Source organism: Micromonospora sp. RHAY321, from assembly GCF_023896955.1.
Taxonomy (GTDB): Bacteria; Actinomycetota; Actinomycetes; order Mycobacteriales; family Micromonosporaceae; genus Micromonospora.
Window position 1 is genome coordinate 24,090 of the sequence record NZ_JAMHIW010000027.1, and the last position, 13,982, is coordinate 38,071.

13 protein-coding genes are annotated in these 13,982 nt (G+C 71.1%); 6 read left to right on the forward strand and 7 right to left on the reverse strand.

Annotation, left to right across the window (positions count from 1 at the left end):
* Position 1 precedes the first annotated feature (1 nt).
* On the forward strand, positions 2–889 hold the full coding sequence (gene sucD, locus M8C17_RS30630) for a succinate--CoA ligase subunit alpha (RefSeq protein ID WP_252420092.1): 888 nt from the start codon (positions 2–4) through the stop codon (positions 887–889).
* Between the two features lie 56 nt (positions 890–945).
* Here sucD and M8C17_RS30635 read toward each other — a convergent pair whose 3' ends face one another.
* A complete protein-coding gene (locus tag M8C17_RS30635; protein WP_252420122.1) occupies positions 946–1,212 on the reverse strand; it encodes a DUF4190 domain-containing protein in 267 nt (88 codons plus the stop codon).
* Positions 1,213–1,413: 201 nt separating this feature from the next.
* Here M8C17_RS30635 and M8C17_RS30640 point away from each other — a divergent pair, with 201 nt between their 5' ends.
* A complete protein-coding gene (locus M8C17_RS30640; protein ID WP_252420093.1) occupies positions 1,414–2,703 on the forward strand; it encodes a DUF6350 family protein in 1,290 nt (429 codons plus the stop codon).
* A 70-nt stretch (positions 2,704–2,773) separates the two neighbouring features.
* Here M8C17_RS30640 and M8C17_RS30645 read toward each other — a convergent pair whose 3' ends face one another.
* Positions 2,774–3,355 carry a DUF4190 domain-containing protein gene (locus M8C17_RS30645; RefSeq protein WP_252420094.1) on the reverse strand — a complete coding sequence of 194 codons (582 nt, stop codon included), beginning with the start codon at positions 3,353–3,355 and terminating at the stop codon, positions 2,774–2,776.
* A 217-nt stretch (positions 3,356–3,572) separates the two neighbouring features.
* Between M8C17_RS30645 and purN the strand changes: the two genes are divergently transcribed.
* Together purN and purH are read left to right on the forward strand one after the other, a co-directional pair.
* Complete coding sequence (gene purN, locus M8C17_RS30650) at positions 3,573–4,193, forward strand: phosphoribosylglycinamide formyltransferase (protein ID WP_252420096.1); 621 nt, start codon at positions 3,573–3,575, stop codon at positions 4,191–4,193.
* Positions 4,190–5,761 carry a bifunctional phosphoribosylaminoimidazolecarboxamide formyltransferase/IMP cyclohydrolase gene (purH, locus tag M8C17_RS30655; RefSeq protein WP_252420098.1) on the forward strand — a complete coding sequence of 524 codons (1,572 nt, stop codon included), beginning with the start codon at positions 4,190–4,192 and terminating at the stop codon, positions 5,759–5,761. Before purN ends, purH begins: the two co-directional genes overlap by 4 nt.
* Before the next feature lie 114 nt (positions 5,762–5,875).
* Here purH and M8C17_RS30660 read toward each other — a convergent pair whose 3' ends face one another.
* The 5 genes from M8C17_RS30660 to M8C17_RS30680 all read right to left on the reverse strand — a co-directional run bounded on the left by M8C17_RS30660 (position 5,876) and on the right by M8C17_RS30680 (position 11,625).
* Positions 5,876–6,913, reverse strand: a complete 1,038-nt coding sequence (locus M8C17_RS30660) for an ABC transporter ATP-binding protein (RefSeq protein WP_252420100.1) — start codon at positions 6,911–6,913, stop codon at positions 5,876–5,878.
* A complete protein-coding gene (locus M8C17_RS30665; protein ID WP_252420102.1) occupies positions 6,897–7,925 on the reverse strand; it encodes an ABC transporter ATP-binding protein in 1,029 nt (342 codons plus the stop codon). The genes M8C17_RS30660 and M8C17_RS30665 overlap by 17 nt, the downstream gene beginning before the upstream one ends.
* Positions 7,926–7,932: 7 nt before the next feature.
* Complete coding sequence (locus M8C17_RS30670; RefSeq protein ID WP_252420104.1) at positions 7,933–8,889, reverse strand: ABC transporter permease; 957 nt, start codon at positions 8,887–8,889, stop codon at positions 7,933–7,935.
* Positions 8,882–9,820 (reverse strand): ABC transporter permease, encoded by a 939-nt coding sequence (locus M8C17_RS30675; protein ID WP_252420106.1) that lies wholly within the window; start codon positions 9,818–9,820, stop codon positions 8,882–8,884. The genes M8C17_RS30670 and M8C17_RS30675 overlap by 8 nt, the downstream gene beginning before the upstream one ends.
* Before the next feature lie 200 nt (positions 9,821–10,020).
* Complete coding sequence (locus tag M8C17_RS30680) at positions 10,021–11,625, reverse strand: ABC transporter substrate-binding protein (protein WP_252420108.1); 1,605 nt, start codon at positions 11,623–11,625, stop codon at positions 10,021–10,023.
* Between the two features lie 448 nt (positions 11,626–12,073).
* Between M8C17_RS30680 and M8C17_RS30685 the strand changes: the two genes are divergently transcribed.
* The gene (locus M8C17_RS30685; RefSeq protein WP_252420110.1) at positions 12,074–12,934 is read left to right on the forward strand and encodes a bifunctional methylenetetrahydrofolate dehydrogenase/methenyltetrahydrofolate cyclohydrolase; all 861 of its coding nucleotides are present in this window, start codon (positions 12,074–12,076) and stop codon (positions 12,932–12,934) included.
* A gap of 120 nt (positions 12,935–13,054) precedes the next feature.
* Positions 13,055–13,982 (forward strand): malate dehydrogenase (locus M8C17_RS30690; protein ID WP_252420112.1); only part of this gene is annotated, 928 nt, incomplete at its 3' end.

Genomic DNA, 13,982 nt, shown 5'->3' on the forward strand with positions numbered 1-13,982 from the left:
CATGGCTATCTGGCTGACCAAGGACTCGAAGGTCATCGTCCAGGGGATGACCGGTTCCGAGGGTTCCAAGCACACCCGGCGGATGCTCGCCGCCGGCACCAACGTCGTCGGTGGCGTCAACCCGCGCAAGGCGGGCCAGAAGGTCGACTTCGACGGCACCGAGCTGCCGGTCTTCGCGTCCGTGGCGGACGCCATGGCCGAGACCGGAGCCGACGTCACGGTCATCTTCGTGCCGCCGCAGTTCACCAAGGCCGCCGTGGTCGAGGCGATCGACGCCGCGATCCCGCTGGCCGTGGTGATCACCGAGGGCGTGCCGGTGCACGACACCGCTTCGTTCTGGGCGTACAACGTGGCGCAGGGCGAGCGGACCCGGATCATCGGGCCGAACTGCCCCGGCATCGCCTCGCCCGGCGCCTCCAACGCCGGCATCATCCCGGCCGACATCACCGGTTCCGGCCGGATCGGCCTGGTCAGCAAGAGCGGCACGCTGACCTACCAGATGATGTACGAGCTGCGCGACATCGGCTTCTCCACCTGCGTCGGCATCGGTGGTGACCCGATCATCGGCACCACCCACATCGACGCCCTGAAGGCGTTCGAGGCCGACCCGGAGACCGACGCCATCGTCATGATCGGTGAGATCGGCGGCGACGCCGAGGAGCGGGCCGCCGAGTTCATCAAGGCCAACGTCACCAAGCCGGTGGTCGGCTACATCGCCGGCTTCACGGCGCCTCCCGGCAAGACCATGGGTCACGCCGGCGCGATCATCTCCGGCTCGGCCGGCACCGCCGAGGCGAAGCAGTCGGCGCTGGAGGCGGTCGGCGTCAAGGTCGGCAAGACGCCGACCGAGACCGCCCGCCTGATGCGGGAGATCATGTCCGGCAACTGACCGGCCAGGCAGCACCGCAGGGGGTCGACCGGTTCCGGTCGGCCCCCTGCGCGTACTCAGTCGTTGTTCCAGAACGGGTAGTTGCCGGTGAGCCGCAGGATCGATCCGCCGATAATGTTGATCACGCCGAACGCGATGGCGAGGTAACCGAGCACCGGCGACTGGCCGTACCGCCGGGCGTCGCGGATGGACAGGTAGCCGAAGATGATGCCGAGGATGCCGCAGCAGATCAGGCCGAGCACGATCCCGAGCACGCCCCAGAGCGTGGTCCGGTCCCGTCCCCTGGCCGGGGGCGGCGGGGGCGGCGGATATGCGGTCGTCACGACGTCCTCCGGGCGGTTCTGCGCGGTGGGCCGACCCGGTCCGCGACCGGCGCGCCCGACCCGGGTGGCGGCGACGCTCGCCCCCACAGGGCCGAGGCTAGACCCGGCCGGGCCGCCCCGGCCCCGGTTCGGTCAACTCGCCGCCGCCCGGACGGGGTTAACGGACTGCCACCACCCGCGCGACGTGCCAGAGTAGAGCCGATGTCCCCCGTCACCCCTGACCATCCCAGCCGGGCCACCGGTGTGCGCCCCGACGACCGGCCGGTCGACCGTGCCGCGCCGGGCCGGCGGGTGCCCGCGCCCCGCGCTGGCGGGTCGCCGCGCGGACGGGCGCCGCTGCCCGTCGCCGCCGGGGTGGCCGCCGGCTGGGCCGCCCTCACGTCGTACCTGCCGGTCGCCATCGTGCTCGGCCTGGTCCAGCTCGGCGCGGATTCCGCCACGCTGACCGGCACCCTGCGCACCACGCTGGCCGGTTGGCTGCTCGGGCACGGCGTGCCGCTGCGGACGGAGTCCGGCCCGTTCGGGCTCGCCCCGCTGGCGCTGACCGTCCTCGCGGTCTGGCGGCTGACCCGGGCCGGCGTGCACGTCAGCCGCGCGATCGGCGCCCGTGGCACCGGCTCGCCGCGCCGGGCGCTGGTCGCCGCGGGCACGGTCGGCATCGCGTACGCGCTGCTCGGCGCGCTGGCGGCGGTGCTGGTGAGCGCCGGCGGGACGGACGTGTCCCTGGTGCGGGCCGCGGCCACGTTCGCGGTGGTCGGCACCCTCGCCGCGCTGGTCGGCGCGACCCGGATCACCGCCGTGACCCGGCTGCTCGTCGCCCGGATGCCGGCTCCCGTGCGCGACGGCGTACGCACCGGCCTGGTGGCCGGAATCCTCCTGCTGGGCGCGGGCGCCGGCGCGGCCGGCCTGGCCGTGGCCACCGGCGGTGGGGACGCGGCGGACATGATCGGGGCGTACCGCACCGGGGTGGCCGGGCAGGCCGGGATCACCCTGGTCAGCCTCGCCTACGCGCCGAACGCGGCGATCTGGTCGACCAGTTACCTGCTGGGGCCGGGCTTCGCGGTCGGCGTCGACACGGCGGTCCGCACCAGTGAGGTGTCGGTCGGCGCGCTTCCGGCCGTACCACTGCTGGCCGGCCTGCCGCGCGGCCCGGTGGGCGGCTTCGGCGCCCTGCTGCTCGCGGTGCCGGTGCTGGCCGGGATGGTGGCCGGCTGGCTGCTCGCCCGCCGGGCCGCCCGGCTCGCCGGCCCGGAACGCGCGCCGCAGCGCTGGGCCGAGCTGCTGGCGCCGGCCGCGCTGGCCGGGCCCGTGGCCGGCGTGCTGATCGGCGTGGCCGCCGCGGTCTCCGGCGGGCCGCTCGGTGCCGGCCGGCTGGCGCAGGTCGGGCCGGTGGGCTGGCAGGTCGGCGCGGTGGCGGCCGCGGTCATCGCGGTCGGCGCGCTGCTCGGCGCCGCCGCCACCCGGGCGCTGACCCGGGCACCCGCACCGTAGGTGTCCGCCCTCCGGAGACGGCGCGGGGCGCCCCGGACGAATCCGGAGCGCCCCGTCGACAGCGGACCGGTCAGGGCTGGGTCGGCAGGTTCACGTTCGCCACGATGCCCACGATGATCAGCAGGATGCCCAAGCCGGCACCGACCGCACCGCAGATCAGGCCGGCCTTGGCCTGCCCGGCGTTGCTGGCCTGGCCCTGGGCGACCTTCTGGCGGGCCAGGTAACCGGTCACCACGCCGGCGATGCCGACCGGGATGCCCAGGTACAGGCAGCAGACCAACGGGATCGACGCGATGCCGAGGATCATCGACACCAGGCCGAGGGTGTTGTTCTGCCCCTGCTGCTGCGGGTAGCCGGCGTTCGGGTACGTCGGCGCACCGTAGGGCGGCTGCTGCTGCTGCTGGCCGTACGGGTCCTGGTACGGCTGCTGCTGCCCGTACGGCTGCCCCGCGGGGGGCTGCTGGCCGTACGGGTTCTGCGGTGCGGCGTACGGGTCCTGCGGCTGCTGGCCATACGGCTGGCCGGAGGTCGGCTGCTGGCCGTACGGGGCGGCCGGCGGCGGGGCGTACGGGTCGTGCGGCGGCTGGGGTGCGGTCGGATCCTGATTGGGCTGCTGGCCGTACGGGTCCTGACCGGGGTTACCGGGCTGCATTCGAGAAGCTCCTTGGACTGGTTCCGTCAGTAGCTGCTGGTGTTGCCACTCATGATCGCGCCCAGACCCCCCACAGCGCAGCACTGACGGGGTGCGGGCTGGCTCGGTGTTCAGCCTGAGCGACCGGCAGCGTACCTGGTCGATGCCCGTCGGGCTGTCAACGTTGAGCGCGCCGCCCAGCCGATGAGCGTCCTGACCTGCCCGATAGGGTGGCCCGGTGACCGAGCCCGCGTCCGTCGCCCGCATCGTCGTCCTCGTCTCCGGCTCCGGGAGCAACCTGCAGGCCCTGCTGGACGCCGCCGCCGACCCCGCGTACGGCGCGCAGGTGGTCGCGGTCGGCGCGGACCGCGACGGCATCGCGGGCCTGGACCGGGCGGCCGCCGCCGGGGTGCCGACGTTCGTCGAGCGGGTCCGCGACCACGACACTCGGGAGGAGTGGGACCGGGCGCTCACCGCGCACGTCGCGAAGCACCAGCCCGACCTGGTCATCTCCGCGGGGTTCCTCAAGCTGGTCGGCCCGCACTTCCTCAGCGCGTTCGGTGACCGCTACCTGAACACGCACAACACCCTGCTGCCGGCGTTCCCCGGCATCCACGGCCCGCGCGACGCCCTCGCCTACGGCGTGAAGCTCACCGGGGCGACCCTCTTCTTCGTCGACGCCGGCATGGACACCGGGCCGATCGTGGCGCAGGTCGCGGTGCCGGTGCTCGACTCCGACGACGTGGAGACGCTCACCGAGCGCATCAAGGAAGCCGAGCGGCGCCAGCTCGTCGAGCAGGTCGGCCGCCTGGTCCGCGAAGGCTGGACCATCACCGGAAGGAAGGTCACGGTTCCGTGAGTTCCACTCAGGACGGGCGCCGCCCGATCAGGCGGGCGCTGGTCAGCGTCTACGACAAGACCGGGCTGGTCGAGCTGGCCGAGGCCCTGCACGCGGCCGGTGTGGAGATCGTCTCCACCGGCAGCACGGCGGCCACCATCGCCGCCGCAGGTGTGCCGGTGACGCCGGTGGAGACGGTGACCGGCTTCCCCGAGGTGCTCGACGGGCGGGTGAAGACCCTGCACCCGAAGGTGCACGCGGGTCTCCTCGCCGACCTGCGCAAGGACACGCACGTGGCGCAGCTCGACGAGCTGGGCGTCGCCGCGTTCGACCTGCTGGTCTCCAACCTCTACCCGTTCCAGGCGACGGTCGCCTCCGGCGCCGGCGTCGAGGAGTGCGTGGAGCAGATCGACATCGGCGGCCCGGCCATGGTGCGGGCCGCCGCGAAGAACCACGCCTCGGTCGCCGTGCTGACCGACCCGGCCGGCTATCCGGCGCTGCGCGCCGCGCTCGCTGAGGGTGGCTTCACCCTGGCCCAGCGCCGGGCCCTGGCCGCCCGGGCGTTCGCCGACATCGCCGAGTACGACGTGGCGGTGGCCCGGTGGTGCGCGCAGGAGCTGGCTCCGGCCGACGACTGGTGGCCGGCGTTCGCAGGGCTGGCGCTGCGGAAGTCGGCGGTGCTGCGCTACGGGGAGAACCCGCACCAGCCGGCCGCGCTCTACACCGACCCGGACACCCCGGCGGGGCTGGCCCAGGCCGAGCAGTTGCACGGCAAGGAGATGTCCTACAACAACTACGTCGACGCGGACGCCGCCTGGCGGGCCGCGAACGACTTCGCCGACCAACCGGCCGTGGCGATCATCAAGCACGCGAACCCGTGCGGCATCGCGGTGGGTGCGGACGTGGCCGAGGCGCACCGCAAGGCGCACGCCTGTGACCCGGTGTCGGCGTACGGCGGGGTGATCGCGGTCAACCGTCCGGTCTCGGTCGAGCTGGCCCGGCAGGTGGCCGACATCTTCACCGAGGTGGTGGTCGCACCCGGCTTCGACGAGGGTGCGGTCGAGGTGTTGCAGGGCAAGAAGAACATCCGGCTGCTGCGCGCGCCGGCCTGGACCCCGGCCCTGGTCGAGTGGCGTCCGGTGACCGGTGGCGTGCTGTCCCAGGTCGCCGACCGGGTGGACGCCCCCGGCGACGACCCGGCGAGCTGGCGGCTGGCGACCGGCGAGGCAGCGGACGAGGAGTTGCTGCGCGACCTCGCGTTCGCGTGGCGGGCGGTCCGCGCCGTGAAGAGCAACGCGATCCTGCTCGCCAAGGGCGGCGCCACCGTCGGGGTCGGGATGGGGCAGGTCAACCGGGTCGACTCGGCACACCTGGCGGTCAGCCGCGCCGGCGCCGAGCGTGCCCGGGGATCAGTCGCCGCCTCGGACGCGTTCTTCCCGTTCGCCGACGGCCCGAAGATCCTCATCGACGCCGGTGTCCGCGCCATCGTGCAGCCCGGCGGCTCGATCCGCGACGAAGAGGTCATCGCCGCCGCCAAGGAAGCCAACGTCACGATGTACCTGACCGGCACCCGCCACTTCTTCCACTAACCACCCGGCCCCCTCCTGCCCCCTCCTGTCCCCGTTGACCATGAAGTTGTTGCCCAGCCGATCGGCGTGTCGGGACAACAACTTCATGATCGACGGGGTCGGGGGCGGGCCGGGTCAGGCCGTGGGGAGCGGGGGGCGGAGTTCGGCGAAGTGGCAGGCCGACGGGTGCGGGTCGGCGGCCCGGGGGACCAGCTGGGGGTCCTCGGTGGCGCAGATGTCCTGCGCCTTCCAGCAGCGGGTCCGGAAGTGGCAGCCGGACGGCGGGTCGGCCGGGCTGGGCACGTCGCCGACGAGCCGGATCATGTTGCGCTGCTCGCGGGCCTCCGGGTCGGGCACCGGCACGGCGGAGAGCAGTGCCTGGGTGTACGGGTGGGTGGGCCGCTCGTAGATCTCGTCCTCGGTACCGATCTCGACGATCCTGCCGAGGTACATCACGGCGACCCGGTCGGAGATGTGCCGCACCACGGACAGGTCGTGCGCGATGAAGATGTACGAGAGCCCGAATTCGTCCTGGAGCTGCTCCAGCAGGTTGATCACCTGGGCCTGGATGGAGACGTCCAGGGCCGAGACCGGCTCGTCACAGACGATGATCTCGGGCCGCAGGGCGAGCGCCCGGGCGATGCCGATGCGCTGGCGCTGACCGCCGGAGAACTGGTGCGGGTACCGGTTGATGTGCTCCGGGTTGAGGCCGACCACGTCCAGCAGTTCCTGTACCCGCCGCTCCCGGCTGCCCTTGGGTGCCGCGTCGCGGTGGATCTCGAACGGCTCGCCGATGATGTCGCCGACGGTCATCCGCGGGTTCAGCGAGGTGTACGGGTCCTGCATGACCATCTGCATGTTGCGGCGCACCCGGCGCAGCTCGGACCCGGAGGACTTGAACAGGTCCTTGCCCTCCAGGGTGGCCCGACCGGAGGTGGGCGTCTCCAGGCGCATCAGCAGCCGGGCCAGGGTGGACTTGCCGCAGCCGGACTCGCCGACGATGCCGAGGGTCTCGCCCCGGCGCAGCTCGAAGCTCACGCCGTCGACGGCCTTGACCGCGCCGACCTGGCGTTGGAACAGCACGCCCTGACTGATGGGGAAGTGCTTCACCAGGTTGTCGACGGAGAGGATGGTCTCGCCCCGGACCTTGGTGGAGCTAGCGGGCGCTGTCATCACGGACCTCCTGCGCGAAGTGGCAAGCGCTGGTCCGGCCGTCGCCGAGGACCAGGTCGTGCGGCACCACGTCGACGCAGACCTGCTGCACGTACGGGCACCGGGGGTGGAACGGGCATCCGGAGGGGATCCGCATCAGGTTCGGCGGCAGCCCCTTGATCGTCGACAGCTCCTGGCCGCGGACGTCCATACGCGGGATCGACTCCAGCAACCCCTTGGTGTACGGGTGCGCCGGCGCCTTGTACAGCGAGCGGACGTCGGCGTGCTCGACGATCCGGCCGGCGTACATGACCGCGATCCGGTCCGCGACGCCGGCGACCACACCCAGGTCGTGGGTGATCAGGATCATCGCCATGTTGAGGTCCCGGCGCAGGTCGGCCAGCAGGTCCATGATCTGGGCCTGCACGGTGACGTCGAGTGCCGTGGTGGGTTCGTCGGCGATCAGCACCTTCGGGTCGAGCGCCAGCGCCATGGCGATCATGACGCGCTGCCGCATGCCGCCGGAGAACTGGTGCGGGTAGTCGCCGATCCGCTTGGCGGCACCCGGGATCTTGACCAGGTCCATCAGCTCGATGGCCCGGCGGCGGGCGTCGCCGCGGGACATGCCGGCGCGCTGACGCAGCGTCTCGCCGATCTGCCACCCGACCGGGAAGACCGGGTTGAGTGCGGAGAGCGCGTCCTGGAAGATCATCGCGATCTCCTTGCCGCGGACCTGCCGGCGCTGCTCCTCGGAGCGGGTGAGCAGGTCCTGACCCTGGTAGAGGATCTGGCCGGAGCGGATGAGCGCGGGCGGGGTGTCCAGGATGCCCATGATCGCCTGCGCGGTGACCGACTTGCCGGAGCCCGACTCACCGAGCACGGCCAGCGTCTCCCCGGCGTCCAGGTGGTACGACACGCCGTTGATCACCCGGGCCACGCCCTCGGCGGTCCGGAACTCGACGTGCAGGTCCCGGAGCTCCAGCAGGTGGCCACCCTCGGGGGTGGCGGAGGCGGGGGTGGGTTGAACGGTCATGAGGTTCTCACCGCAGCTTCGGGTCGAAGGCGTCACGGATCGCGTCGCCGAGCATGATGAACGCCAGCACGGTCAGCGCGAGGAAGGCCGACGGGACGATCAGCGGCGTGGCCGCCTCCCGCATGTGGATGCGCCCGGTGTCGATGTCCTGGCCCCACGAGATGGTCGGGGCCTTCAGGCCGATGCCCAGGAAGGAGAGCGTCGCCTCGGCGGCGATGAACGAGCCGAGCGCGATGGTCAGCACCACGATGGCCGGGGCCAGCGAGTTCGGCAGGATGTGCCGCCACATGATCCGGCCGTTGCCGGCGCCGAGCATCCGGGCCGCCGCCACGTAGTCCTGCTCCTTGGCGGTGATCACCGAGGAACGCACCACCCGGGCGGCGGTGGTCCAGCCGAGGATGGCCAGCACGAAGATCACCGCGGCGATCCGGGCGGTCTGGCTGTCGCTGGACACCCGCTTGAGCAGCACGATCGCGGCCAGCAGCAGCGGGATGCCGAGCACCACGTCGATCACCCGGGAGAGCACCGCGTCGACCCAGCGGCCGAAGTAGCCGGCCAGCATGCCGACCACGAGCGCGATCAGCCCGGTGCCGAGCGCCGCGAGCGCGCCGACCAGCAGCGACGCCCGGGTGCCGTAGACCGCCCGGGAGTACGTGTCGCAGCCCTGGAAGTCGTACCCGAAGATGGCCCCGCCGGACGGCCCGGCGTGCTGCCGGGAGAGCAGGCAGTCCCTCGGGTCGTTGGCGGTGAAGACGCCGGGGGCCACGGCCATCAGGGTGAAGATGACGACCAGCACCAGCGAGATCCAGAAGATCGGCTTGCGGCGAAGGTCGCGCCAGGCGTCGCCGGCCAGGCTGCGCGGCTTCTGCGGCGCGCCGATCTGGTTCGGTGTGCCGGGCTCGCCGGAGGGCCCACGCCGAGCGGCCTGGTTCTCGGTGGCCGCCACAGTCTCAAAGTCACTCATAGCGGATCCTCGGGTCGAGTACGGCGTACAGAACGTCCACCACCAGGTTCGAGACCAGGTAGACCACGACCAGCACGCTGACGATGCCCACCACCAGGGGGCCGTCCTCGGTGCGGATGCCGCGGAAGAGGTTGAAGCCCACGCCGGGGATGTTGAAGACGCCCTCGGTGATGATCGCTCCGCTCATCAGGTTGCCCAGCTCCACACCGAGGAAGGTGATGACCGGGATGAGCGAGTTGCGCAGCACGTGCACGGTGACGATGCGGCGCTTGACCAGGCCCTTGGACCGGGCGGTCCGCACATAGTCGGCGCGCAGGTTCTCGGCCACGGAGGTGCGGGTCAGCCGCAGCGCGGTGGCCAGTGACAGGGAGCCGAGCACGATGCCCGGCAGCAGCAGCGCGTAGAACGTCGGCTGGGAGCCTGCGGTGGGCGGGAAGAGCTGCCACTTGACGCCCAGGAAGTACTGCGCGAGCGGCGCCAGCACGATGGTGGGGATGCCCAGCACCAGCAGGGTCAGCACCAGCGTCGAGTTGTCGAAGATGCTCGCGCGGCGGATGCCGGCGACCACTCCGGCGGTGACGCCGACGAGGATCGCCACGGCGAGCGCGATGAGCGCGAGCTTCAGGGTGACCGGCCAGGCCGCCTGCAGGATGTCGCCGATCTGCCGGCCGGTCAACGACTGGCCGAGGTCGCCCTGGAGCAGGCTCCTGACGTAGTCGAAGTAGCGGTAGAAGAAGCCGCCGACGCCGGTGGCGTCCAGGTGGTACTTCTCGGTCAGGTATGCCCGCTGGGCCGCCGTCACCGGTCGTTCACCCGCGAGGGCCTGGATGGGGTCGCCCTGGCCGGCGAACATCAGCGCGTAGACGATCAGGGTGGTCCCGAAGAACGCCAGGACCATCTGCAGTAGGCGCCGCAAGATGTAGCGGAACATGCTTAGCAGTCTCTCCGGAAATGTGCGAAAGGGTCGCAGGACGGCGTCTCTGGTCGTACCCGAAATATCTGATACGTCCGCCGTCCGGCCCGGGGAAGGCCGGCGCCACCGACGCCCGGGTCCGCGTCGGCGGCCCGGCGTTGGTACGCGGTCCGGGCCACCCGGGCGTCATCGCCCGGGTGGCCCGCACCATGGTCAGCTCAGCTGGCCGCTTCGATCTTGACGAGGTTGACCCGCTGGAACAGGTCCATCTCCACGTTCTTGACCTTGGACGAGTGGCCGAACACGTTCTCGCCGAAGCGGAGCGGGATCACCGGCATGTCCTTGGCCAGGATGTCCTCCGCCTGCTGGTACTTGGCGATCGCCTCGTCCTGCGTCTTGGCGGCGGAACCCTCCTTGACGAGCCTGTCGAACTCCGGGTTGCTGTAGCCGTAGTAGTTCGACGAGCCGTTGGTGCTGTACAGCGGGCCGAGGTAGTCCTCCATGGTCGGGTAGTCCATGACCCAACCCATCCGGAAGACACCCACCGGCTGCTTCTTCTCGACCTTGGTGAGCAGGTCGGCGAACTTCGGCTCGGCCGAGCCGACGACCTCGACGCCCAGGTTGGCCTTCAGTTGGTTGGCCGTGGCGTCCACCCAGTCCTTGTGACCGCCGTCCCCGTTGTAGGAGATGACGATCTTCGACGGGCCGCCGGCGGCCTGGTAGAGCTTCTTGGCCTCGGTCGGGTTGAACTGCCCGGCCGCGCCCGCGGTGTTCTCCCGGTAGCCCGGCAGCACCGGCGAGACGAACGAACGGGCCGGGTCCTGCGAACCCTTGAAGACCGACTTGGTGATCTCGTCCCGGTCGATGGCCATCGAGATGGCCTTCCGCACGTCCGGGTTGCTGTAGGCCTTGTCGAACGTCGGGAACGCGAGGAACTGGAACGACGACATGGGGCTGGTCTGGTACCGGTCGCCCAGGTCGGTCGGCGCGTTGCTCAGGCTCTCGGTCGGGATCGTCGGCAGCACGTCCAGGTTGTCGCCCAGGACGTCCGCGTAGGCCGCGGAGAGCTGCTGGTAGACCCGGAACTCGACGCCCTTGACCTTGGGCTTCTCACCCGGGTACGCGTCGTACCGCTCGACATCGATCTTGCTGTCGTGCTGCCAGGTGCCCTTCATCTTGAACGGGCCCTGACCGATCGGCGCCTGCTCGTACGAGTCCTTGAGCACGCCCGGGGCCGAGAACGCGGCGTCCGGCAGCGGGAAGAACGCGTTGTAGCCGAGCATCGTCTTGAAGTCGATGTACGGCTCGGACAGCGTCACGGTGAAGGTGAGGTCGTCGACCTTCTTCAGCCCGGACATCGTCTGCGCCTTCGGCTTCTCGCCCTGGAGGTCCTGGTAGCCGGCGATCTTCTCGAAGAAGTAGGCGCCGCCCTGACCGTTGGGCGCGTACGCGCCGTAGTTCCAGGCGTTGATGTAGTCCTCGGACGTGACCTTCTCACCGTTGTGGAAGGTGAAGCCGTCCTTGAGCTTGATCGTCCAGACCTTGTTGTCCGGCGACGTCACCGACTCGGCCGCGACCTCGTACGGCTTGTTCTGCGCGTCGTAGTCCACGAGCGGGCTGAACAGGCCGGCGAGCACCTGCGAGCCCGAGGTCTCGGTGGTGTTCGTCGGAACCAGGTGCTGCGGCTCGCCGATCTGGATGCTGACGGCCGCATTGGGGTCGCTGCTACCGGATCCACCGTCTCCGCCGCTGCCGCAGGCCGCAAGGCCCAGCGTCACCGCGAGCGGGAGGGCGGTCCAGGCAGCGAGTCTACGAACTCGCATTGAGCCTCCTCATCTCCTCACGCTGCGCAGTCAGGCCCGACGCTGGGGTTACGCTGCGCAACAAGCCGTAACGGTAGGTCGGCCGCCGGTCTTCGACAACGCTCCGGTTGCGGGTGGGTAACGGTCCGGTGCTCCCTCCCTTGCCGGCTGGCGGCGAACCTGCTATTGGCGAGCCGATGTCAGAGGTGCTGAGCTGGCAATTGTCGGGTCCGTTCTCGCACCTTGCGCGCCGCCTCCGTCGGACTCGTCCGCTCTCCACCGACCGTCCGCTCTCGGCCATGCTCGGCCGCCGTGTCCGGCTCTGCGGTGACGCGGTCCACAAACCCTCACTGACGGTGACGAGCAACACGTCACAGATCGTCACCACGGCCGGGGAGGCCGGGATGTCGGAGGCCGGGCCCGACGAGGTCGTCGGAACGGCGGGCAGCCGCCGTGAGACGATCGGATCGTGACGGCGACGCTTCTGGACGGCAAGGCCACTGCGGCGGAGATCAAGGACGAGCTGCGGATCCGGGTGAAGGCACTCGCGGAACGCGGCATCACCCCCGGGCTGGGCACCGTCCTGGTCGGGGCGGACCCGGGCAGCCAGGCGTACGTCAACGGCAAGCACCGGGACTGCGCCGAGGTGGGCATCGCCTCGATCCGCCGGGAGCTGCCGGCCGACGCCACCCAGCAGCAGGTCGACGACGTGCTGGCCGAGCTGAACGCCGACCCGGCGTGCCACGGCTACATCGTGCAGTTGCCGCTGCCCGCCCACCTGGACACCCAGCGGGTGCTGGAGCTGATCGACCCGGACAAGGACGCCGACGGCCTGCACCCGGTCAACCTGGGCCGGCTCGTCCTCGGCTACGACGGCCCGCTGCCCTGCACCCCGCGCGGGATCGTGGAGCTGCTCCGCCGGCACGACGTGGCGCTGCGCGGCGCCACCGTCGCGGTCGTCGGCCGGGGCAACACCGTCGGCCGCCCGCTCGGCCTGCTGCTCACCCGGCGCAGCGAGAACGCCACCGTGACCCTGTGCCACACCGGCACCCTCGACCTCGCCTCGCACACCCGGGCCGCCGACATCGTCATCGTCGCGGCCGGCGTGCCGGGCCTGCTCACCGCCGAGATGATCAACCCTGGCGCGGTGGTCGTCGACGTCGGCATCACCCGGGTCATCGGCGCGGACGGCAAGGGCCGCTACACCGGCGACGTGGACCCGGGGGTGGCCGAGACGGCCGGCGCGCTGGTCCCGATGCCCGGCGGCGTCGGCCCGATGACCCGGGCCATGCTGCTCAGCAACGTTGTCGAGCGGGCCGAACGCGGCTGAGTGTAAGGAAGCGCACCTTATTGACCCACCCGGGCCGTAACCGTCCGCCCCTGGACCGATCGGTGCCAGGATGGCTGATACGGTCCGGAAAACCGACTGGTATCAGGGAGTGGGACGACCATGGGTAAGAAGGTCACTGTCGTCGGGGCCGGCTTCTACGGCTCCACCACCGCACAGCGCCTGGCCGAGTACGACGTCTTCGACACCGTAGTGATCACCGACATCGTGGAGGGCAAGCCCGCGGGTCTCGCGCTCGACCTCAACCAGTCGCGGGCCATCGAGGGCTTCGAGACCAAGGTGGTCGGCGTGACCACCGGCCCGAACGGCGAGGGCTACGAGGCCATCGAGGGCTCCGACGTCGTCGTGATCACCGCTGGCCTGCCCCGCAAGCCGGGCATGAGCCGGATGGACCTGCTGGAGACCAACGCCAAGATCGTGCGGCAGGTCGCCGAGAACGTCGCCAAGTACGCCCCGAACGCCGTCGTCATCGTCGTCTCCAACCCGCTGGACGAGATGACCGCGCTGGCCCAGATCGCGACCCAGTTCCCGAAGAACCGGGTCCTCGGCCAGGCCGGCATGCTCGACACCGCCCGCTTCAGCAACTTCGTCGCCGAGGCGCTGAACGTGCCGGTGGCGTCGGTCCGCACGCTGACCCTGGGCTCGCACGGCGACACCATGGTGCCGGTGCCGTCGAAGAGCACGGTCAACGGCAAGCCGCTGCGTGAGGCGATGCCGGCGGAGCAGATCGAGGAGTTGGTCGTCAAGACCCGCAACGGTGGCGCCGAGGTTGTGGCGCTGCTCAAGACCGGCTCGGCGTACTACGCCCCGTCCGCCGCCGCGGCCCGGATGGCGAAGGCCGTCGCCGAGGACTCCGGCGAGGTCATGCCGGTCTGCGCCTGGGTCGACGGCGAGTACGGCATCTCCGGCGTCTACCTGGGTGTCGAGGCCGAGATCGGCGCCGAGGGTGTCCGCCGCGTCGTCGAGACCGACCTGGACGCCGACGAGCGCGCCAGCCTGCTGGAGGCCGCCGAGGCCGTCCGCGCCAAGC

Bases quoted from the DNA above. Each gene is read 5' to 3' on its own strand.
- sucD (WP_252420092.1), top strand. From the start codon at position 2: ATGGCTATCTGGCTGACCAAGGACTCGAAGGTCATCGTCCAGGGGATG.
- M8C17_RS30640 (WP_252420093.1), top strand. From the start codon at position 1,414: ATGTCCCCCGTCACCCCTGACCATCCCAGCCGGGCCACCGGTGTGCGC.
- M8C17_RS30645 (WP_252420094.1), bottom strand. From the start codon at position 3,355: ATGCAGCCCGGTAACCCCGGTCAGGACCCGTACGGCCAGCAGCCCAAT.
- M8C17_RS30660 (WP_252420100.1), bottom strand. From the start codon at position 6,913: ATGACAGCGCCCGCTAGCTCCACCAAGGTCCGGGGCGAGACCATCCTC.
- M8C17_RS30665 (WP_252420102.1), bottom strand. From the start codon at position 7,925: ATGACCGTTCAACCCACCCCCGCCTCCGCCACCCCCGAGGGTGGCCAC.
- M8C17_RS30670 (WP_252420104.1), bottom strand. From the start codon at position 8,889: ATGAGTGACTTTGAGACTGTGGCGGCCACCGAGAACCAGGCCGCTCGG.
- M8C17_RS30675 (WP_252420106.1), bottom strand. From the start codon at position 9,820: ATGTTCCGCTACATCTTGCGGCGCCTACTGCAGATGGTCCTGGCGTTC.
- M8C17_RS30680 (WP_252420108.1), bottom strand. From the start codon at position 11,625: ATGCGAGTTCGTAGACTCGCTGCCTGGACCGCCCTCCCGCTCGCGGTG.